We start from the raw sequence: 21,308 nt of genomic DNA on the forward strand, positions 1-21,308 counted from the left end.
GGGAAACGCAATTATGTCGATAATTACTACTTCCGTTAAGCGACCTGTATCGGTATGGATGTTCATGTTAGCGGTGATTTTATTCGGTATGGTGGGGTTTTCTCGCCTTGCGGTAAAACTGCTACCGGATCTTAGCTATCCTACCATCACCATTCGTACCCAATATGAAGGTGCAGCCCCTGTTGAAGTCGAACAATTAGTCTCTAAACCCATCGAAGAGGCGGCTGGGATAGTCAAAGGTTTACGTAAAATTAGCTCTATTTCTCGCTCGGGTATGTCTGATGTCGTGCTTGAGTTTGAATGGGGCACAGACATGGATATGGCTAGCCTAGATGTTCGTGAAAAACTTGATACCATCGAGCTACCTTTAGATGTTAAAAAGCCCTTACTACTGCGCTTTAACCCTAATTTAGATCCCATAGTTAGACTGGCTTTATCTGTACCAGATGCCAATACTCAAGAGCTAAAACAGATGCGCACCTTTGCCGAAGAGGAGCTAAAAAGACAAATTGAATCCCTGTCAGGTGTAGCGGCAGTGCGCTTATCTGGCGGCCTAGAGCAAGAAGTACATATTCAACTTAACCAAGAGAAGCTAACCCAATTAAATCTAAATGCCGATAAAATTCGCGAGCGTATTGCCGCAGAGAATATCAACCTCTCAGCCGGTAAAGTGGTGCAAGGCGATAAAGAATATTTGGTTAGAACCTTAAATCAGTTCAATTCCTTAGAAGAACTTGGACAAATCATCGTCTATCGCGATAACCACACTCTGGTTCGCCTGTTTGAAGTAGCCGATATTATCGATAGTCATAAAGATAGAATCGATGTGACCCGCATCGGCTCACAAGAATCTATCGAGTTGGCTATCTATAAAGAGGGTGATGCCAATACCGTTGCCGTAGCACGTAAAATAAATGCAAAACTGGCAGAGTTAAATAAGCTTAATAAAAATCATCAGCTGCAAGTCATCTATGACCAATCTGAGTTTATCGAAAGTGCCGTCAGTGAAGTAACCTCTGCCGCACTGATTGGTAGCTTATTATCTATGCTGGTGATTTACCTATTTCTACGCGACATAGTGCCGACCTTAATCATCTCTATTTCAATCCCCTTCTCGGTTATCGCGACCTTCAATATGATGTATTTTGCAGGCATCAGTCTCAACATCATGTCCCTAGGCGGAATCGCGCTCGCCGTAGGCTTGTTGGTAGATAACGCTATTGTGGTACTAGAGAATATTGATCGCTGCAAAAAACTGGGCATGAGTAAACTCGATGCTGCGGTCACTGGTACTAAAGAAGTGGCAGGAGCCATTTTCGCTTCAACATTGACCACTCTGGCCGTATTCGTACCACTGGTTTTTGTCGATGGCGTAGCTGGAGCCTTATTCTCCGATCAAGCCTTAACCGTCACCTTTGCCCTACTCGCGTCATTACTCGTGGCACTCACCACAATCCCAATGTTGGCCTCAAGACAAGGATTCACAGCTCTGCCCCAACTGATAAAACGAAACGAAAAACCACTATTAACCACCAAAATGGCTAAAGTGAAGTACTACAGTGCCACCATCTGCTCATTTCCATTTGTGGTGTTGTTTAGCTACTTGCCTTCGCTGCTGCTGACCTTGGTATTAATGTTAACCCGAGGGTTTTCTTGGCTCGCTGGTCTTATTATGCGTCCCGTCAGCCAACTGTTTAACTGGTTTTATCACCTTATCGAAGCGGTATATCACAAGCTGTTACGTCACGCGCTACGGTTCACTTGGGTGACTTTAGCCATTGCCCTCAGCCTTACCGCCGCCACCATGACACTTATTCCCAAATTAGGTATGGAATTAATCCCGCCGATGAATCAAGGTGAGTTTTATGTCGAAGTCTTGTTACCACCTGGTACAGAAGTCACCGAAACAGACCGAGTGCTGCAAACCTTGGCGTTATCGATTAAAGACAGAGACGATGTAAAACATGCTTATAGTCAGGCTGGTAGTGGCGGTTTAATGACCTCTGATACCTCTCGTGGTGGCGAAAACTGGGGGCGTCTCCAGGTTGTATTGGCCGACCATCAAGCCTTCGATGCGGTAACCAAACAACTGCGCCGCACCGCCATGCGTATTCCAGAATTGGAAGCCACCATTCAGCATCCTGAGCTATTCAGTTTCAAAACGCCGCTTGAAATCGAGGTCATTGGTTATGACTTAAACCAGCTGAAATCCACTGCCGACAACTTAGTCAGAGTCTTATCTGAATCGGATAGATTTGCCGATGTAAACACTAGCCTCCGTGACGGCCAACCGGAACTGAGTATTCGTTTCGACCATGCCCGTCTTGCAGCCCTTGGTATGGATGCACCGACCGTAGCCAACCGTATTGCCCAACGCATTGGCGGCACCATTGCCAGTCAATACACAGTTCGAGACAGAAAAATTGATATTTTGGTACGCAGTGAGTTAGATGAGCGCGACCAAATCAGTGATATCGATTCGATGATCATCAACCCCAATAGTAATCAGCCTATTCCGTTGAGTGCTGTCGCAAAAGTTTCATTAGATTTAGGTCCATCCGCCATTAACCGCATCAGTCAGCAACGAGTGGCCATTGTGTCGTCAAATTTAGCCTATGGTGATCTTAATGAAGCTGTGGCAGAAGCCAGAGATATTATTGGCCAGCAAAAACTTCCTACATCGATCCAAGTACGTTTTGGAGGGCAAAATGAAGAGATGGAGCACTCATTCCAGTCACTTCAAATTGCCTTAGTGTTAGCCGTATTCTTGGTTTATTTGGTAATGGCGAGTCAGTTTGAATCCTTGATCCATCCACTGCTGATCCTCATTGCGGTACCCATGGCCGTCGGTGGCAGTATTTTTGGCCTGTTTATCACCCAAACCCATTTGAGTGTAGTGGTATTTATTGGTCTTATCATGCTGGCAGGGATTGTGGTCAATAACGCCATTGTCTTGGTAGACAGAATTAATCAGCTGCGTCAGCAAGGTGTAGAAAAACGCCAAGCCATTGAGGAGGCTGCGAAATCACGCCTGCGCCCTATTGTGATGACCACAATGACAACAGCGCTGGGTCTAGCACCTATGGCTCTTGGTTTAGGTGATGGCAGTGAAGTACGAGCACCAATGGCGATCACAGTGATCTTCGGCCTCTGTTTGGCCACCTTACTTACCTTAGTCGTGATCCCTGCACTGTACGCCCTGTTTGACCGTAAGCAGTTCACTCCAGAAACTGCTGCAAGTACGGGAGATGCACAATGAATATCACCCGTTTAGCGATCAGCAGACCTGTCACCACCAGCATGTTTTTCGTGGCAATTTTGCTGTTTGGACTCGCCTCAAGCCGATTACTGCCATTAGAGATGTTTCCTGGCATCGATATTCCACAGGTCATGATAGAAGTGCCTTACAAAGGCTCTACTCCCGCAGAAGTAGAGCGAGAGATCACCAATGTCTTGGAAGAATCTCTGGCTACTATGGGCGGCATTGAAGAGCTGCGCTCACGTTCATCACAAAATGGTAGCGAAATAGAGCTTCGAATGAAATGGGGTGAGAATGTCTCCACCAAGAGTTTAGAAGCACGCGAAAAAGTCGATGCTGTGCGACACCTGCTCCCAAAAGATGTCGAGCGAGTGTTGATAAGACAATTCTCTACCGCCGACATGCCAGTGCTGACCATTCGAATCTCCAGTGACAGGGAGCTTTCTGGTGCGTTCGATCTGTTAGATAAACAGCTAAAACGCCCGCTAGAAAGAGTAGAAGGTGTATCTCAAGTTCGTCTCTATGGGGTCGAACAAAAGCAGATAGAGATCAGACTTAATGCCGATAAGCTCAGCGCCAGTGGCATCAGTGTGCAGCAATTGCAATCGCGTCTAGCCCAAGAAAACTTTATTGTTAGTGCTGGCACGCTTAGGGCAAATGCCAAGGTGTATCAAGTGTCACCCAAAGGCGAATTTCGCGATTTAGACGAGATAAATTCGCTGGTATTAATCCCAGGGATCACCTTAGGCAATATAGCCAGCGTGCGTTATGCCCTGCCAGAACGTTTAGATGGCCGTCATCTCGATCAAAATTACGCCGTAGGACTGGATGTATTTAAAGAGTCTGGTGCGAACCTAGTGGATGTATCCGATCGTGTACTTAAGGTCATCGAAGCGGCAAAACAAGATCAGCAGTTTAATGGCATTAAGCTGTACATCATGGAAGATCAGGCATCAGGCGTAAAATCCTCTCTTGAAGATCTACTGGCCGCAGGCTTAATGGGCGCGCTGCTTTCTTTCGCCGTACTGTACCTGTTTTTACGTAACCTAAAGATGACCTTAGTCGTAGTTTCATCGGTACCCATCTCTCTGTGTATGACGCTGGCTGGCATGTATTTCCTAGGTTACAGCCTTAATATTCTCTCGATGATGGGGTTATTGTTGGCCGTGGGTATGTTGATCGACAACGCCGTAGTGGTCAGTGAAAGCGTACTTCAGCAAAAACAGCAAAATAATGCGAGTGATGAAACTGTGAGTACACAACAAGCAGTTTTATCTGGAGTGAACAAAGTCGCGCTAGCCGTTTTGGCTGGCACCTTGACCACAGCCATCGTATTTCTGCCCAATATATTTGGCGTAAAAGTACAGCTAACTATCTTCCTAGAGCACGTTGCAATTGCCATCTGTATCTCACTGGCAGCATCACTGTTAGTGGCTAAGACCTTAATTCCCTTGATGTTGAGTAAGCTCGACTTCACCATAGATACCGACCCAAAACCCAATAAGTTACAAAACTTCTATCAACGCAGTCTTGGTTGGGTATTACACCATCCGAAGATTTCCGGCGCTATTGCACTGTTAATGCTGGCCTCGACAGTCATTCCACTTCAATTGGTTCAACAAGATCAGTCCGACGGTGAAGGCAATAATCGACTCTATATTAATTATCAAATAGAGGGTCGTCACAGCTTAGATGTCACCGAAGCGATAGTGAATAATATGGAAAACTATCTTTATGCTCATAAGGATGAGTTCTATCTCGATTCAGTTTATAGCTACTATGCGGCCGACAATGCGTCATCAACTTTGATCCTGCAAGAAGATAAAGAGTTTGATATCAAAGCACTAAAGCGCAAGATTCGTGAAGGTTTTCCTAAATTCTCAGTGGCGAAGCCTCAATTTGGCTGGGGCAACGACAGTAATGGTATTCGTGTGACGCTAACGGGTCGCTCAACCACAGAGTTGATCAATCTTAGTGAACAAGTGATCCCGCTACTGTCTAATGTCGAAGGGTTAATTGACGTTCGCTCAGAACTTAATGGCACTCAGCAAGAAGTTGTTATTGAACTCGACCGCACCATGGCGGCGAGACTTGATCTTAGCTTAAATCAGCTGGCGCAAAATGTGTCTATCGCACTAAGAGGCTCTCCTCTACGTTCATTTAGACATGATCCCAGCGGTGAATTGCGGATCGAATTAGCCTTTGAAAAACAGTGGCAAAAGTCCTTAGAGAAGTTGAAAAAGCTACCCGTGATTCGACAAGGTAACCGCGTCTACACTTTAGAAAGTTTAGCCAATATCAGTATTCAACCTCGATTTGATACCATTCGTCATTACGATCGTCAAACGGCATTATCCATTGGAGCCAACCTAGATAAGCTGACGACTGAAGAGGCACAAAAAGCTATCGAACAAGTAATGCAAGCCGTGTCGTTCCCTGCTGGCTATGGTTACTCATTGCGCGGTGGCTTCCAACGTCAAGATGAGGAACAAGCGGTAATGGCCACCAATATGATATTGGCCATCGCCATGATCTATATCGTAATGGCGGCACTGTTTGAGTCTCTGCTACTGCCAACCGCCATTATCACCTCCATTTTATTCTCAATCACTGGGGTGTTTTGGGCTTTGCTTACTACTGGAACGTCAATCTCCATCATGGCAATGATCGGTATTTTGATCTTAATGGGTATCGTGGTAAACAACGGTATCGTATTGGTCGATCAGATAAATCAGCAAACACCAGAGCTAGATAAGCTGTCAGATACTATCAATAAGGTGTGTATCACTCGCCTGCGACCTGTACTCATGACAGTGGCGACAACCGTACTTGGTTTATTACCCTTAGCCATGGGCGAAACCCAACTGGGTGGCGGAGGTCCGGCATACTCGCCAATGGCAATAGCGATTATCGGGGGCTTAAGTTTTTCAACTTTAACCAGCTTATATTTAGTGCCCTTGTGCTACCAAGCCCTGTACCGCACCAGACATCAAGCTGCAATAAAGTTGGGGCAAGCGGATCGCACCACCCGTAGACTCATGCCATGGGCACATTAAACTTTAACGCTGTGGTAATAAAACCTGTGAATAATGGTTAAATAAATTAAAGGCCGCTTGTTGCGGTCTTTATTTTAGGCAACTATATAAATTAACCTAAACGCGCGCTTACATAACGCTTAATACAAATAGGGTCTAAACCATGTTGAGAAAACAGATAAACAACGCCTGTCTTGTTGCATCCATAAGCCTGACCACACTCAGTCTCTGTAGTATCGCTGCTGAAGACAGGTTTGCAAACGTTGAGGTAAAACCCCAAAAGCTCACAGAACACAGCTATATGCTAACGGGGGCCGGCGGTAATATTGGGGTTTCTGTTGGTAGCGACGGCATTATCATTATCGATGATCAATTCGCGCCTTTGGCGGATAAAATTAGTGCGGCACTGGCCGAAATAAAAGCCGGAAAACCTCGTTACATCATCAATACCCATTATCATGGCGATCATACTGGCGGTAACAATAAATTTGGTGAAACCGGGACAATTTTCGCCCACGACAATGTACTTAAACGTTTAGCTGGCAATGACAAATACCAAGCACAAGGCTTACCCACGATCACTTACGATCAAGGCATCAACATCCATTTTAATGGTGACACACTACAGCTTATTCACCTTGGTGCCGGCCATACTGATGGCGACAGCGTTGTACTCTGGCAAGATAAATCGGTCGTGCATATGGGAGATCTGTTTTTCAAGGATCACTTCCCTTATGTCGATCTCGACGCTGGCGGCTCGGTCCTTGGATACAGAGACAGCGTCTCCAACATCATCAAGCGTATTGATGATACAACCAAAGTGATTCCAGGCCACGGTGAGCTAGCCACAAAGTCTGATTTAATCCGCTTTAAACAGATGTTAGATGCCTCTATCAACTGGATGAGAGTACAACTTGAAAGCCAAAAAACCTTAGAGGAAATTCAACAACAAGGTGTACCCGAAGAACTTAAAGGTTGGGGCTGGAGTTTTATCCCTGATGAGCGTTGGATTAAAACGTTATATCAAGATCTTAATCAATCATAATCCCATTAGATGAGACGTCCGAGTTGTGGCGTCTCAACAGCACAATCCTTGCTAATCCCCTAGCCTTTTCTAAAATTGAAGTATGTTTTCTCGCTAATTTCTTAGCTTGAACAAAGGATTTTCCTTGAGTAATGGTAATGTAAGTGATGCTGATAAAGCGCGTTACGTACTGGTATTAAACCTGACGGGAAAGGAATGCCTAACAAATGCTCAAGACCATCACCATTGGCATTTTATTCATGCAAACTCAATCGCTTGCTTCGAGAAAAAACTCAATAATCAAACCTGTTATGTGGCCATTGCTATTGTAGACCGTCTCAATCAACAATCGACCATCAAAGCGGTAAAACAACTAAAAACACAATTTCCCTTCCTCTTATGGATGGCAATCTCCCATGATAAAGAGTGCCCTTTAGCGCAACTTAAAGTGCGTATTGCTGATCATTTCTTAGATTATCATCATCTTCCTATCGATTGGTCACGTCTTAATCACACCCTTGGTCACCTTCATGGAATGGCTATACAAAATCAATCCTACCCCGCCAAGGCGTTACTTGATAACAAACAGCCACTGATTTTCGGCCAATCTGCCATTATGCAGCAGCTAAAAAGCAAGTTACTTAAGGTGGCTAATAGCGATGAAACCGTACTACTCGGTGGGGAAACCGGAACAGGTAAAGACTTATGTGCGCGATTTATTCATTCATTATCGACACGATGTGAAGGTCCTTTTGTTACCGTAAATTGCGGCGCACTACCACCAGGGCTGATTTACTCCGAACTATTTGGCCACGAAAAAGGCGCCTTTACCGGAGCCGATAAGCTATATATCGGCCACATTGAAAGAGCCAATAATGGCACACTATTTCTGGATGAGATTGGCGATCTGTCATTGGAGTTACAAATTAACCTACTGCACTTTTTAGAAGACCATTACATCGAACGTTTAGGCTCAAACAAAACCACCTATGTGGACTGCCGGATCATTTTTGCTAGCCATGTCGATTTAGAAAACGCTGTAGAAGAAGGACACTTTCGTGAAGATTTATTTTATCGCATCAATATATTACAAATTAGAACACCCAACCTACGCCAGCATAAATCGGATATTCCCATGCTGGCCGATACTTACCTAGACAAACTATCAACAGTGAATCAGTCGCTCAGTTTTAGTCATGATGCTTACCTCGCAATGAATGAATATCAATGGCCGGGGAACATTCGAGAGCTTAAAAACCGCATACAAAGGGCGATCATAATGGCAGATACGGGCTGTATTACTGCCGAGGATTTAGGATTAGAACACATAGAATCACCTACAGCCTCAAAGGTGATCCATTTAGCCAAGCATCGCACTGAAATTGACACAGAGTTATTACTCAGTGCAATAAAACGTAATAGCCATAATATCTCTGCCGCTGCCAGAGAACTAAATATCTCTCGTAGTACTTTTTATCGACTCGTCAAAAAATGCAAAATTAAGCTATGAAGCAAAGTATGGCGATTCAAACAGTTCCTAAAAATTGTCGATAATATTTATATTTGTTGAGACAACACAATTCCCCACTTTATCCAAGGTGTATCTGATGAATCGCTTAGCTAAGCTTTCCGGCTAATTTGAAATGGCGAAATAACCAGTACACTGGACGTAGATCTTTACCACCGAAGTTTTTAAACGGTAAGAACAGGTACTGCACCCAATGCCAGCGAAGTATCTTAGATTGACTAGCTTGCCAAATAGACTCGCCACCATGCAGGCGATAAGCCTCAATAACCGGATCGATAATATCTAGCTGCGGACCAAGGTAACGAAACAGACTATGGATATAAACCAGCAGATCCCGTTGCTGCTGCTTATCAATATCCGTACCTAATTGATGAGATTCAAAATCGATAAAAAACGCATGCCCCTCTTTCCAGCAAATATCGCGCAATACTGGTCGTCCATGAGAAAAACCTTGCTGATGTAACTTAGCTAATGCAACTGCACTGGCTATCAAACTTGCCTGCTTTTCATCTGCCGAGCTATCGGTAAATAAAAACTGATTCAAGGAATGACCAACATCGGAAACCACCAGATAATTATCCCCAAAATCGATTAACTTGGCCACAGGTGCATTGGTTTGTTGAAAGGTTTGTAAACTGGCAATTTCTAAACGTAAAGATTTGATAGGATTAGCTTTTAACCAACGCATTGCCCCTGTTGGTTGTTCAATTTGTTTTAACCAATAACGCTGTCCTTCAAATTCAAAACTCACTGCTCGCTCGCCTTGATTCTCGCGTAGCGTTTTTTTAATGGCTGATTTAATTGTAACTCCAGACAAATTCACCTCCATGTTCACCATTCATCTAGCTAGGTGAAACCACATCCATTGGTAAATAATAAACTAATATCGTAAAGACTCACTACAGCAAACAAAAAATTGTTAGAAAAAATAAATTGCGCGCTAAATTAAGCGCGCAAATTAGAGGGGGGATTAAACTTGTTCTTCTAAAGGCGATGCTTTGTTTTCTAATAACACAGGAATACCTTCATCTATCGGGTAAGCGAGTCTGTCAACCTTACAGATCAGTTGCTGCTTCTCTTTTTGGTACTCTAATTTGCCTTTACATACTGGGCAGGCAACAATTTCTAAAAGCTTCTTATCAAACGCCATGGTTATTTCCTTGTTCTATTTTCTTTTGTTGCAGCAAAGCTAACAGTTGCTGATCAAATCTTGCGTCTATCTTGGCATCAACCGGCAGATACCACCAGTTTTGTGTTGCAAATTCGCGACACTTAACCGCATCTTTTTCGGTCATTAAAACTTGTTTATCCGCCGCCACTGATTCGATGTCATTCAAACTGAACGCCTGATGATCATCGAAACTGTAATGTTGGGAAACCCTAATGCCTTGTTGCGATAAAGTGTCGAAAAAACGTTGTGGGTTACCAATACCGGCTAAGGCTACGGCATCAGACTCAAGGCGGAACTCATCGAGGTTATCACTTACAACAGGCTTAAACGCAGAGGGTAACAGCTGCATGGCAAACTCCCTCTCGAGACAGTGCTCACCATTGACTATGGTGAAATCCACCTGTTTTTGGCGCCAGACGCCTTCCCTAAGTGGGCCAGCGGGTAAAAGAAAACCGTTACCGAAACGACGCTCACCATCAAGGATTAATAACTCAACGTCACGGTGTAATCGATAGTGTTGTAAACCGTCGTCGCTAATAATGATATCGACCTCTGCTTCGGCCAGCAACTGCTGCGCCGCCGCTACTCTATCTCGACCAATCACCATTGGCACATGAGTGCGTCCGACGATCATCGCAGGCTCATCGCCCACCTCATTCGGTGACATTCCTATTTTAACCAAACGGGTTCCGATAAAGTCGACTCCATAACCACGGCTAATAACCCCTGGGCGATACCCTTGGCGTCTAAGTAGCTCAATTAAATAGATAACAGTGGGGGTCTTGCCACTGCCACCGACAGTGATATTTCCCACCACAATCACAGGAACCGACAAGCGATAAGCTTTGCTGAAACCTAAGCGAAAACTTAACCGCCGACAGCTGGAGAGCAGATAAAACAGCAAACTCAGAGGCAATAGTAGCAAAGCAGTAATGACATTGAGTAAACTCGGTTTGCCATACCATAAACGATTGATAAAGCTTTGCATCGATTAGCTGCCGAACTGCATCTGATAAAGATTAAAATACACACCCTCAAGCGCCAAAAGCTCCGCATGCGTACCACGCTCTACCACCTGCCCTTTATCAATCACCAATATTTGATTGGCCTTTTCAATGGTCGACAAGCGGTGTGCAATCACTATGGAAGTGCGATTTTGACGCAAATTATCCAAACCGTTTTGAATTGCCTTCTCAGATTCTGTGTCCAAGGCTGAGGTCGCTTCATCTAATATCAGCAATGGTGCGTCTCGTAAAATGGCTCTGGCAATGGCGATACGTTGACGTTGACCACCAGAAAGCATGACTCCATTTTCACCCACTTGAGTATGGATCCCTTCCGGCATCTGCTCAATAAACTCATAAGCATTAGCCAATTTGGCCGCCTCTATAATCATATTTTCGGTGACTTCACCTGGGTAGGCATAAGCGATATTGGCCGCGATGGTGTCATTAATTAAGGTCACTTGCTGTGACACTAATGCTACTTGATGACGCAGTGAAGATAATTTGTAATCACGCAGGCTGACTTCATCTAATGTAATATCGCCAGCAGCAAGATCGGAATAAAAACGGGTGATAAGGCTCGCTATGGTAGACTTGCCTGAGCCTGAGCGGCCAACCAAGGCTAAGGTTTCACCAGGATTCACCGTGAAATCAATCTGATTTAAAGCCAAACCTTCTTGGTTGTTATAGCGAAAATCAACCTTATTGAAACTTAACTTGCCAGTCACTCTGTCAGTTTCATAAGTGCCATTATCGACTTCGGCCGGTGTATCTAACACCTCAAAAATCGTACTACAAGCGGCGATACCTCGCTGAAATTCCGCGTTAACCTTAGTCAGGCTCTTGATCGGTGCCAACATTGCGAGCATGGCCGCCAAGATGGTCGCGAAAGTCCCCGCGGTCAATTCGGTACGTAAACTATCAATACTGGAAGCATAAATAACAAACGCTAAAGCGAAGGAACCAATAATCATGATCAGCGGCTGGCTGATCGCCTGAGCAAGCGCCAACTTCATCGTGCGCGAACGGTTTCCATCATTCACCTTCGAGAAGCGCGCCGACTCGGTTTTCTGACCACCGAAAACCAACACATTTTTATGGCCTTTGATCATCTGCTCAGTAACAGAAGTTACTCCACCCATTGCCGTTTGGATTTGCTTTGAAATACGACGAAAACGGCGACTGACAATGGAGATCACTAAGCCAATTAACGGCCCAACCACTAAGATACACAGTGATAATTTCCAGGAGCTATAAAACATCACCGCCAACATTCCGATAACCGTAATGCCGTCTCGGACTAAGGTAATTAACGCGCTCCCGGAAGCTCTAGCGATCTGTTCGGTATCATAAGTCACTCGAGAAATAAGATTGCCGCTACTTTCAGAATCAATATAACTCACAGGCAATTTCAAATAATGCTCAAAAACTTGCTGACGCATATCCATGATCATGCGCGCACTGATATAGGAAATACCATAAGTAGATAGAAAGTTAGCCAGACCACGTAAGGTAAATAGGCCGACTACCACGAAGGGAGCCATTTTAAGCACGTCACTGTCTGAATTAAATCCGCCACCAAGGCCTAAATCCACGCCTGTTGCCATACCTGGCGTGGTGGGAACATTACTCGCAAAACCTTGGTCGATAAAAGGCTTAATAGAAAAAATGAAGGTTGCATCCACGAGACCATAGAGTGCGAGTCCAAAGATGGAAAGTAGCAACACCCCTTTTAGCGGGATGAGATAAGTCAGTAACCGAAGAAATACGGCTCTCACTTCACTTTTAGAAGAGTTTGTCATTCAAAAATCTATTATTGATGCAAAATGGTTATTCTACTCTAGTATTCTCTAACAGACCAAATTCAAACACCCGATTGTACCAAAATGGTGAAATATCATACCTAAAGCCACGAACCTTTAAGTCATCTTGTTCAAAAATCACACTTAATTGTCCATTACGCCCGACCATATATTGCTCGCTTTGAGCCACTTTATAACGTTCGACGACGGTGGTTTTAGGGAAGTGATAACGATTATGCAAACCTGCAGGATACAAGACTAATTGCGGGGAAACGGCATGAATAAACGCCTCACTTGAAGAGGTATTACTGCCATGATGAGGTGCCACAAGCACATCACTGGTCAGCACATTGCCTTCAAAAGCTGCATATGTTTGTATTAGTTCCTGTTCAGCTTCTGACTCAATATCTCCTGGCAATAAAAGCTGATATTGGTCATCACTGACTTTAAGCACACAGGAACCATTATTGCCTGCTCTAGGCTCACGAGGTGCCAATATCTGCAAACTTAATCCTTGCCACACAAGGTGCTTAGGCCGACAACTCATTGGTTGAGGTAGCACGGAAAATGGCATTTCAATATCGGTAATTAACTGCAAACCGGGATATTGACTGAGCAAATCTTGGGCACCGCCAGCATGATCGTTATCAGCATGGCTGAGTATGAGATAATCGACACTATCTATACCTTGATATTGTAAGAAAGGAATAATCACACGTTTTGCGTAACTAAAATCTTCGCCAAAAGCGGCGCCGGTATCATAAATAACCACCCGCCCCTGACGTTCGATGATAGCGCTGAGCCCCTGCCCCACATCTAAGAGGTGTAACTTCCAGTTAGACCGGTTATTAATATCCACAAAAGGTCGCGCCATGAGTAAAGCACTTGGCAACAAAAATACTAAAGCCAAGACACGCCATAGCGGTTTAGTAATCAACCGCAGTAGAAAAAAGGCTAATAATAAAAACAGCAGCGCTAGAGATAAGTCCTCTGAGGCGCTAAGCCAAGTCAATGGCAGATGCTGCAGCTGATGAAAACTCCAAGTCAATGGCGAAATTGTACTATTTAATCCAACTAATATCCCTTGAGTTGCCAATCCCACCGAACTTAGCAGCATGACGATGAATGTCAGTGGGATTACCACTAAACTGAACCAAGGAACAAACAGCAAATTAAACAACAAAGCATAGGGAGCAACACCACCAAAAAGCAACATCTGTAATGCGCCGAGTAAAAGGCTCAGACGCCACTGCAGCGACCAAAACTGTAACGCCTTTTTGGTCATTCTCTTGCGCATCGATCGAGCGGGTACATCCTTATTTCCTCCCAACTGCTGCATAAAGCTTAAAATAATGCCCAGGGCACCAAAAGATAGCCAAAATCCTGCACTCATCATACTCAATGGGTCGATCAACAATACAATAAATAACGCCCACAATAAGCGCTCAAACGAGGTGGAATAGCGTCGCAGAAAGCTCAGTACTATCACTAATGCCAACATGATCAATGCCCGCTGAGTGGGTAAGGAAAAACCTGACAAGTAGGCATACACAATACATAAACCCAAAGCCATCATTGCCGCCAATTTGAGATTGACGATGCTTTGAGTCACATTAAACTGAGCTAACATTAATCGAGCAATAAACAGCGCCCACAATGCTAATACCGACAGATGCAATCCCGAGATGGCAATAAGATGGCCTGTCCCACTCTGTCTCAGCCCCTGCCAATGTTCATCGGTAATGAACTGCTTATCACCTACCATCAGCGCCAATAACAAATCGCCATTACTCAATGGCAACACCTTATCAATTATGTGATGATTAAACCGAGTGCGAATATTTTCTGTCGCCATCACACGCTCGGCTATAATCACTTTTCCCGTCCCTATAATATGTTTAGAAAGGTAGTATCGCTGACGATTAAATCCGCCTTGATTGAGTGTGCTGGCGATAGGCTTAGGCTGAATTTGTAGTTGCCATACTTCTCCTACCCGCACAGGAATAGTTTCTGGCCAATTAACGCGCATATATCGCTGTACAAATGTGGAACTATTTACACCTAATAGGCGAATATCGGCACTGATCCGATCGCTGTTTCGATAAACTAGTGATATGATTTCGGCCCTTGTCTCGATACTTGAATGATTTTCAGAGGTTTGGAAGGTCAATAGTTGATGAGAAAATAAGCTAACCCAGGCGACGGCGAATAAGCCTCCTGCCAAAAGTTTTGACCAGCGAAGCAGGATTGCCGCGATTCCAATGCATAAGTAAGCATGGATGGGGGTAAGTAAAGACGGCCAACAAAGTGCCGAAATGACAATGGCACAGTAGCCAAACATAAATCGATTCATAGTGAATAATTTAAGACTGCAATACTAAGCTATGCCAAAAAAAATCATTGAAAGGTTTATGCCTAAACCGGAAACACTGCAAAATCATAAGCATTTGCGTATGTTTGGTAAGTTGTTACATAAACCGAATTTATGGGCGCTCAATCGTAGGTCTGCACCAATGGCGTTTGCCGTTGGATTATTTGTGGCCTGGGTTCCTATGCCATTTCAAATGATTTTAGCCGCCGCGTTAGCCATTTTCTTTAACTGTAATATGCCAATTGCAGTTGCCTTGGTTTGGATAACCAATCCAGTCACTATGCCTTTCATGTTTTATGTGGCCTACTTATTAGGCGCAAAAATTCTGAATCACCCACCGCAAGAATTTACATTTCAAGCCAGTTGGCAGTGGATTGAATCTTCTATCTCCACCATTGGTCCACCATTTCTGTTAGGCTGCTTAGTGCTTGGCATCAGTTTCTCTGCCGTCGGTTACTTCGTGGTACGTAATTTATGGAAATACTCGATTTTATTTAAGTGGAAAAATCGCCCACATAAATAAGCTCAACCAAACAACGCTCCCTATGACCCACCTATCTCGGGCCATACTACTGACACCTCATCAAAAAACAGTTGTTTACACTAAAACTGTGACCCCTGCCCGAATCTAAATTTCGCTAATCAAACTAACTTGCTATAGACTAACTTAGTCGTTACATCTTTAACTATCGATATTAACAAGCTTCAAGAATTGAACAAAAATCCTTAGTTTGTTGTAAGTTCAACAATAGTGTTGGAAGCCATGGAAATCGGTTCAAATAAAAAACATATCATTTTTTTCATAATATTATCATTGGCCTACCTATTCATTAGCATGAGCAGTGTGTTTACTATTAGCCAGTATTTTAGTGAAAAAGAGATTGCCGCAGAGAAAGAGAATATCCGAAAAAATTTGGCTTTAGTTAGATTTAACTTTGAGGCCTCAATTTTTATGGACACTTATTTGGCCGACAGTCTAGCCACTGTGATCACTATCGACCCTAATTTTGCCATTCAAAATTGGGAAACTATCGCATCCAAATTATTGCAAAAAGCCCAATATGTTAGAAATGTTGGCTTGGCACCCAATAATGTCATTCAATATATCTATCCCCTTACGGGTAATGAGGCAGCTATTGGTTTGGACTTTAAAACGGTTCCCGAACAAATGAGAACTGTCGATCTGGCCAGACAAAGACAAAAAGTTTATATAGCAGGTCCAGTCAACCTGGTTCAAGGAGGCAAAGGACTTATTGCTCGCTTTCCTATTTTTTCTGACTTCCCAGTGAACCAACATTATTGGGGAACGATAAGTGTCGTCATGGATTATGATGCGTTAATCACAGAAACAGGCTTAAATAGCTTCAAAGGCGCTAAAATTGCGATAAAAAAACCACAGTTAGCGAATGAAGAGGCACATGTGGTATATGGTGATAAGGCGATATTTGAACAAGCTGATGTTGTTTATCCGATCCGTCTTCCCGGTGAAACTTGGCAATTAATGGCACAATTTAGTTTGGACGCTCATAAACAAACCATTGCAACACGACATTTGATTGTCACCATTGGCGCCTTAGTGACCTTGCTACTCTATGTCGTGATGATATTACTCTATCGTCACTATAAGCATACTCACAAAGCGGCGTTACAAGACGAACTAACGCATCTGCCCAACCGACGTTTTATGATCTCGCTGTTAAATCGTTTAATGAACGACAATAAGCAACCATCCTTTGCGCTACTCAATATCGATCTCAATGACTTTAAACAAGTCAATGATGACTTAGGCCATGAAGCCGGTGATGAGTTACTAAAACATATTGCTAAACTACTGCAAGAAGTCGCTGGAAAGGAGAATACAGTTGCCCGCTTTGGTGGTGATGAATTTTTGGTACTAATGAAAAATATTGCATCTCAGTCGGAAGTAGATGAAATGATAGCAAAAATCCGCTACTCGGTTGAGTCGAGTGTACTGTTGTGGGAAAAAAACCACATCGCCCCCTCGCTGAGTATTGGCTTTGCAATTTATGACAGCCAAATAGCCACAGTCAAACAATTACTATCTCAAGCCGATAAAAGTATGTACGCCCACAAAAAACAAGAACGCCTTAAAGCCTAACGCTTTAAGGCGTTTGTCTTGTTACCGCCCGCAGGATTATCGACCAGCTAACGCTCTAGCAGGTAAAGTGCGACTGGCTTTCCAGGCTGGGTAAAGGGTTGAAATTAGGCTCATCAAAAAGGCTAAACTTATTACCACTATCACATCTGGCCAATGCAGCTGAGACGGAAGGAAGTCGATAAAATAAACGTCTGCAGACAACAATTGAATGCCTAAACTCTGCTCTATTAGAATCGCAATTTGACTTAAATTAAGTGCCAGCATGACCCCAAGACCACCGCCGATTAAACAACCTAACACTCCATTAAGTGCACCTTGAACAATAAAAATCCCCATTACAGTGGATTTCGCCATGCCCATGGTTAACAAGATAGCAATTTCTGATTGCTTATCTCGCACAGCCATAACCAAAGTAGAGACAATGTTAAAACACGCAACGGCGATCACTAAGGCTAAAACCAGATACATCACAGCTCTAACCAGCTGAATATCATGATAAAGATGCCCTTGGGTACGGGTCCAATCAGATAAATACATATATTGCTGCTGGCTATATCCTAGGCTGCGAATTAACCTTGGCGCCTCAAAGACATCATCGACTTTAATTCGCACGCCGCTCACCCCATCGTCGAGCCCAAGCAATTTCGCGCCATAAGCCAATGGGATATACGCTGTGGTCATATCCAGCTCACCACCGATATCGAAAATCCCAGCTACCACGAAACGATGACTCTTAGCGGCCCCTATGCTACGAGTGTTGAGCTGTTTCACCGCAAAATTAGGCGTATACAAGCTAATATAATCGCCGACTTCCAGAGATAAACTCTTAGCTAAACCTTTACCCAGCACTATGTTATTACTGTCTCCGCTCAACGCTTGCCAGCTTTTATCATTCATAAAGTCAGCAATATTAGAGACTTTAGACTCGACCGCAGGATCAATACCAATAACCGTAAGTCCTTGGAACCCACCAGGCTTTTGAATTAAGCCTTGTAAACGTACAAAGGGAGCTGTGGCCGTGATCCCTTCGATTAAGTGCGCATCCTTTGCTATTTGAGGCCAATTTCGAATAGGTTCATTGACGCCAGTCAATTCACCGTGTGGCACCACGCCCAACAGGCGCTGCTCAAGCTCACGTTCAAAGCCGTTCATCGCCGATAACACAGTGATCAACACTGCCACACCCAAGGCGATGCCGGCCGTTGAGGCAAAAGAGATAAAACTGATAAAGCGGTTGGATTGTCGAGCGCGATAAAAACGCCAGCCAACCCACAGTGACAACATTTGATTCATGCACTCACCTGTGAGCTTGCTGAATCCTGCTCTGTTTCACCAAAAAGCTGACCATCTTTCATCTGCAGCTGCCGATCCATACGCGCCGCTAACTTAGGGTCGTGAGTCACCACCACAAACGCTGTGCCTAACTGACTACCCAGTTCGCGGATCAACTCGTAAACAGACTCACCACTTGCAGCATCCAAATTCCCTGTCGGTTCATCGGCCAACACAAGTTTAGGCTGATTTATCAACGCCCTCGCAATAGCGGTGCGCTGGCGTTCACCACCGGACATCTCCGCAGGGGTATGATCTAACCTGTGACCCAAACCGACTCGCTCTAATAACGCTTTGGCTTCTTGTTCAACTGCTTTTTTGTTACGTCCTTGAATCAACCCTGGCATGGCCACATTTTCAAGCGCGGTAAACTCAGGTAACAGATGGTGAAATTGATAGATAAAGCCTAAGTCATGGTTACGGATCTTAGCTTGACGAGCCGGTGATAACTGATAGAGATCTTCACCTTGCAGGGTGACTTGTCCCTGAGTTGGTTCATCTAACGTGCCCATAATATGCAGTAAAGTACTCTTGCCCGACCCAGAGGTACCTACAATCGCCAACTGCTCACCCGCATACACATCAAGGTCAACGCCTTTTAGCACTTGAGTATCGATCTTACCTTCCTGATAACGCTTACTGACCTGTTTGACTTGTAAAAGTAAACGCGGATTTGTCTGTTGAGTCATAAACTATTCATACCTTAATGCAGTTGCGGGTTGTACATTGGCCGCCCGCAGCGCGGGATAAACGGTAGCGATAAAGGTGATAACCAAGGTACCCACCACGATAAAACTTAATTGCGACAGCTGTAGCTGAACAGGCAGGCTGTGGCCTGCACCCAGAATTGAAATCCCTAAAGCCGACAAAATGCTATTAAGATTCAAGGTGATCAATACACCCGCAAGCAATCCACCAATTAGGCCTATGATGGCATTCAAAGAGCCTTGGATCATAAATATTCCCATCACGCTGCCGGTTGTCAGACCTTGTGTTTTTAATACCGCCACATCGGTAGTCTTATCCACAACCATCATCACTAAAGCGGAGACAATATTAAACGCGGCTACGGCGATGATCAGGCTGAGCATCAGCGACATCATATTTTTTTCCATTTTCACCGCAGAAAACAGATGACCATAACTTTCACGCCAATCACTGGTGGTCACCTTAATGCCTGCTTGCTCAAAAGTGCTCACCACCTTAGGTTCAAGGCTCGAGGCCTTAAACGGATCTTTCAAATAGAGTCTAAGTTGCTTAATCTCACCTGATTGTTGCCGCATCAAACGCTGAGCATCATCATGATGAATATAAGCTAGGCTGGCATCAACTTGTGAGCCCATTTCAAATATGCCTGCGACATGGAAATTACGCTGACTGGGTACAGGGCCTAAAGGCGAATACACCACACCATCACCGCTGAGCACCCTGATTTTGCTTCCCACAGTGACTTTTAAGCGTCTGGCGAGTTCGGCACCCAAGACAATATTGTAATTCCCCTGCTTTAATAGGGCTAAGGAACCATTGAAGTGCTGCTCCATCACCGCTAAATTTTGTTGTTCAAACTCAGGGTAGATACCGTAAAGCTGAACCGCACTTATGCTGGTAGGCGACTGCAACATGGCTTGAGTAGAAATACTGGGACTGACGGCCAAAATATCTTTCATTGCCACAAGACGACTGGCCTGTTGCTGCCAATGAGGGATATTCTGCTGACTATAAACGGTTAATTGCGGCACAGCGCCAAGAATACGTTGCTTTAACTGCCCTTCAAGCCCATTCATCACCGAACTAACAATGATCAATGCGGCCACACCAAGAAGAATGCCTGATACGGCAAAGAGAGTAATAAAAGAGGCAAAAGAGTTAGCTTTACGCGCTCGCCAATATCGATAACCTATGTTCCAAGATAACGCTAAATTCATGTGTGGCTGATTCTCTTTGCTCTGGAGCCTTGCTAAATCATTGAGATGCGCACGATAATAGGGGTAATAGTACTATAAAAACAAGAGGCAATCCGTTGAACAGCGAATCAAACTCCTATTTTAGCGTCCAGCATCCGTTTTCGGCCTACCTCTGTGCGTGGCCAGAAAATCAACCGCTTCCGACCGAGGTTGAATTGAAATCCATGCTGCCTCTTGGATTACAATTGATCAATGAAGTCAATGCTATGGAAGCAAGCTGCTTATTACAACTCAGAAACCTCGATGATGAAGCTCGAACAGTGGTTGACTATCTCAAGCTGCAATCGAAGAAAATTGACTTAGTATTACAGCACATTCTTGAACAGCAGGCACACGAAGGTGATAAATGTATTGGCCAGCAATTTGGTGGTAGCGGCGTCAGTATTATCAGCAGCAAGCCGCTAACACTAGGCCAACAATATCGTCTGACACTCCATATTAAAGAAGCACTGATTTCTATCTTGTGCATCGCCCAATGTGTTGAGTGCCAGCCTGATGAGCACGGCTTTCAATGTTCTCTCGAGTTCAGTCAGATATTAGATGAAGATGTTGAGCAACTGGTTAAGGCCAGCCTCAATGTGCAACAGAAACAACTGCAACAGCGCAAAAAAGACAATCTCGCCAAGGGCTAGTTTTCACTGGTACTGTAGAGGCTAAGCCTCTACAATGTCGAACATCTTTGTCGATTTTTGGCCATTA

The 21,308-nt window shown here is 44.2% G+C and carries 15 protein-coding genes; 7 read left to right on the plus strand and 8 right to left on the minus strand.

The window, feature by feature from the left end; genetic code table 11:
* Positions 1-13 precede the first annotated feature (13 nt).
* The 4 genes from L1D21_RS08220 to L1D21_RS08235 all read left to right on the plus strand — a co-directional run bounded on the left by L1D21_RS08220 (position 14) and on the right by L1D21_RS08235 (position 8,828).
* The gene (locus L1D21_RS08220) at positions 14-3,259 is read left to right on the plus strand and encodes an efflux RND transporter permease subunit (RefSeq protein WP_239844749.1); all 3,246 of its coding nucleotides are present in this window, start codon (positions 14-16) and stop codon (positions 3,257-3,259) included.
* On the plus strand, positions 3,256-6,315 hold the full coding sequence (locus L1D21_RS08225) for an efflux RND transporter permease subunit (RefSeq protein WP_239844750.1): 3,060 nt from the start codon (positions 3,256-3,258) through the stop codon (positions 6,313-6,315). The genes L1D21_RS08220 and L1D21_RS08225 overlap by 4 nt, the downstream gene beginning before the upstream one ends.
* A 142-nt stretch (positions 6,316-6,457) precedes the next feature.
* On the plus strand, positions 6,458-7,339 hold the full coding sequence (locus L1D21_RS08230) for an MBL fold metallo-hydrolase (protein ID WP_239844751.1): 882 nt from the start codon (positions 6,458-6,460) through the stop codon (positions 7,337-7,339).
* 124 nt (positions 7,340-7,463) lie between these two features.
* Positions 7,464-8,828: a sigma-54 dependent transcriptional regulator gene (locus L1D21_RS08235; protein ID WP_239844752.1), complete on the plus strand. Its 1,365-nt coding sequence runs from the start codon at positions 7,464-7,466 to the stop codon at positions 8,826-8,828.
* 106 nt (positions 8,829-8,934) lie between these two features.
* On the opposite strand, the gene L1D21_RS08240 is transcribed toward L1D21_RS08235, so the two are convergent.
* The 5 genes from L1D21_RS08240 to L1D21_RS08260 form a co-directional block, all read right to left on the minus strand.
* Positions 8,935-9,663: a serine/threonine protein phosphatase gene (locus tag L1D21_RS08240; protein WP_239844753.1), complete on the minus strand. Its 729-nt coding sequence runs from the start codon at positions 9,661-9,663 to the stop codon at positions 8,935-8,937.
* A 153-nt stretch (positions 9,664-9,816) separates the two neighbouring features.
* A complete protein-coding gene (locus L1D21_RS08245; RefSeq protein ID WP_239844754.1) occupies positions 9,817-9,996 on the minus strand; it encodes a Trm112 family protein in 180 nt (59 codons plus the stop codon).
* The gene (lpxK, locus tag L1D21_RS08250; RefSeq protein WP_239844755.1) at positions 9,986-11,005 is read right to left on the minus strand and encodes a tetraacyldisaccharide 4'-kinase; all 1,020 of its coding nucleotides are present in this window, start codon (positions 11,003-11,005) and stop codon (positions 9,986-9,988) included. Before lpxK ends, L1D21_RS08245 begins: the two co-directional genes overlap by 11 nt.
* 3 nt (positions 11,006-11,008) lie before the next feature.
* Positions 11,009-12,823 carry a lipid A export permease/ATP-binding protein MsbA gene (msbA, locus tag L1D21_RS08255; protein WP_239844756.1) on the minus strand — a complete coding sequence of 605 codons (1,815 nt, stop codon included), beginning with the start codon at positions 12,821-12,823 and terminating at the stop codon, positions 11,009-11,011.
* Positions 12,824-12,851: 28 nt separating this feature from the next.
* Entirely contained in the window at positions 12,852-15,176 is a 2,325-nt protein-coding gene (locus tag L1D21_RS08260; RefSeq protein WP_345773510.1) for a DNA internalization-related competence protein ComEC/Rec2, read from the minus strand.
* A 31-nt stretch (positions 15,177-15,207) separates the two neighbouring features.
* Here L1D21_RS08260 and L1D21_RS08265 point away from each other — a divergent pair, with 31 nt between their 5' ends.
* Positions 15,208-15,717 carry a DUF2062 domain-containing protein gene (locus L1D21_RS08265; RefSeq protein ID WP_239844758.1) on the plus strand — a complete coding sequence of 170 codons (510 nt, stop codon included), beginning with the start codon at positions 15,208-15,210 and terminating at the stop codon, positions 15,715-15,717.
* 429 nt (positions 15,718-16,146) lie between these two features.
* Positions 16,147-17,313: a diguanylate cyclase gene (locus tag L1D21_RS08270; RefSeq protein WP_239844759.1), complete on the plus strand. Its 1,167-nt coding sequence runs from the start codon at positions 16,147-16,149 to the stop codon at positions 17,311-17,313.
* Positions 17,314-17,349: 36 nt separating this feature from the next.
* Here the strand turns inward: L1D21_RS08270 and lolE are convergent, their stop codons facing one another.
* The 3 genes from lolE to L1D21_RS08285 are packed head-to-tail and all read right to left on the minus strand — an operon-like array spanning position 17,350 to position 20,570.
* Positions 17,350-18,606, minus strand: coding sequence for a lipoprotein-releasing ABC transporter permease subunit LolE (gene lolE / locus L1D21_RS08275; RefSeq protein WP_239844760.1), 1,257 nt, complete (start codon positions 18,604-18,606; stop codon positions 17,350-17,352).
* Positions 18,603-19,334, minus strand: a complete 732-nt coding sequence (lolD, locus tag L1D21_RS08280; RefSeq protein WP_239844761.1) for a lipoprotein-releasing ABC transporter ATP-binding protein LolD — start codon at positions 19,332-19,334, stop codon at positions 18,603-18,605. Before lolD ends, lolE begins: the two co-directional genes overlap by 4 nt.
* 3 nt (positions 19,335-19,337) lie before the next feature.
* A complete protein-coding gene (locus tag L1D21_RS08285) occupies positions 19,338-20,570 on the minus strand; it encodes a lipoprotein-releasing ABC transporter permease subunit (protein ID WP_239844762.1) in 1,233 nt (410 codons plus the stop codon).
* 95 nt (positions 20,571-20,665) lie between these two features.
* On the opposite strand from L1D21_RS08285, the gene L1D21_RS08290 reads away from it, so the two are divergent.
* Entirely contained in the window at positions 20,666-21,241 is a 576-nt protein-coding gene (locus L1D21_RS08290; protein ID WP_239844763.1) for a PilZ domain-containing protein, read from the plus strand.
* Positions 21,242-21,308 lie beyond the last annotated feature (67 nt).

Origin of the sequence: Shewanella sp. Isolate11 (assembly GCF_022398315.1) — a bacterium.
Taxonomy (GTDB): domain Bacteria; phylum Pseudomonadota; class Gammaproteobacteria; order Enterobacterales; family Shewanellaceae; genus Shewanella.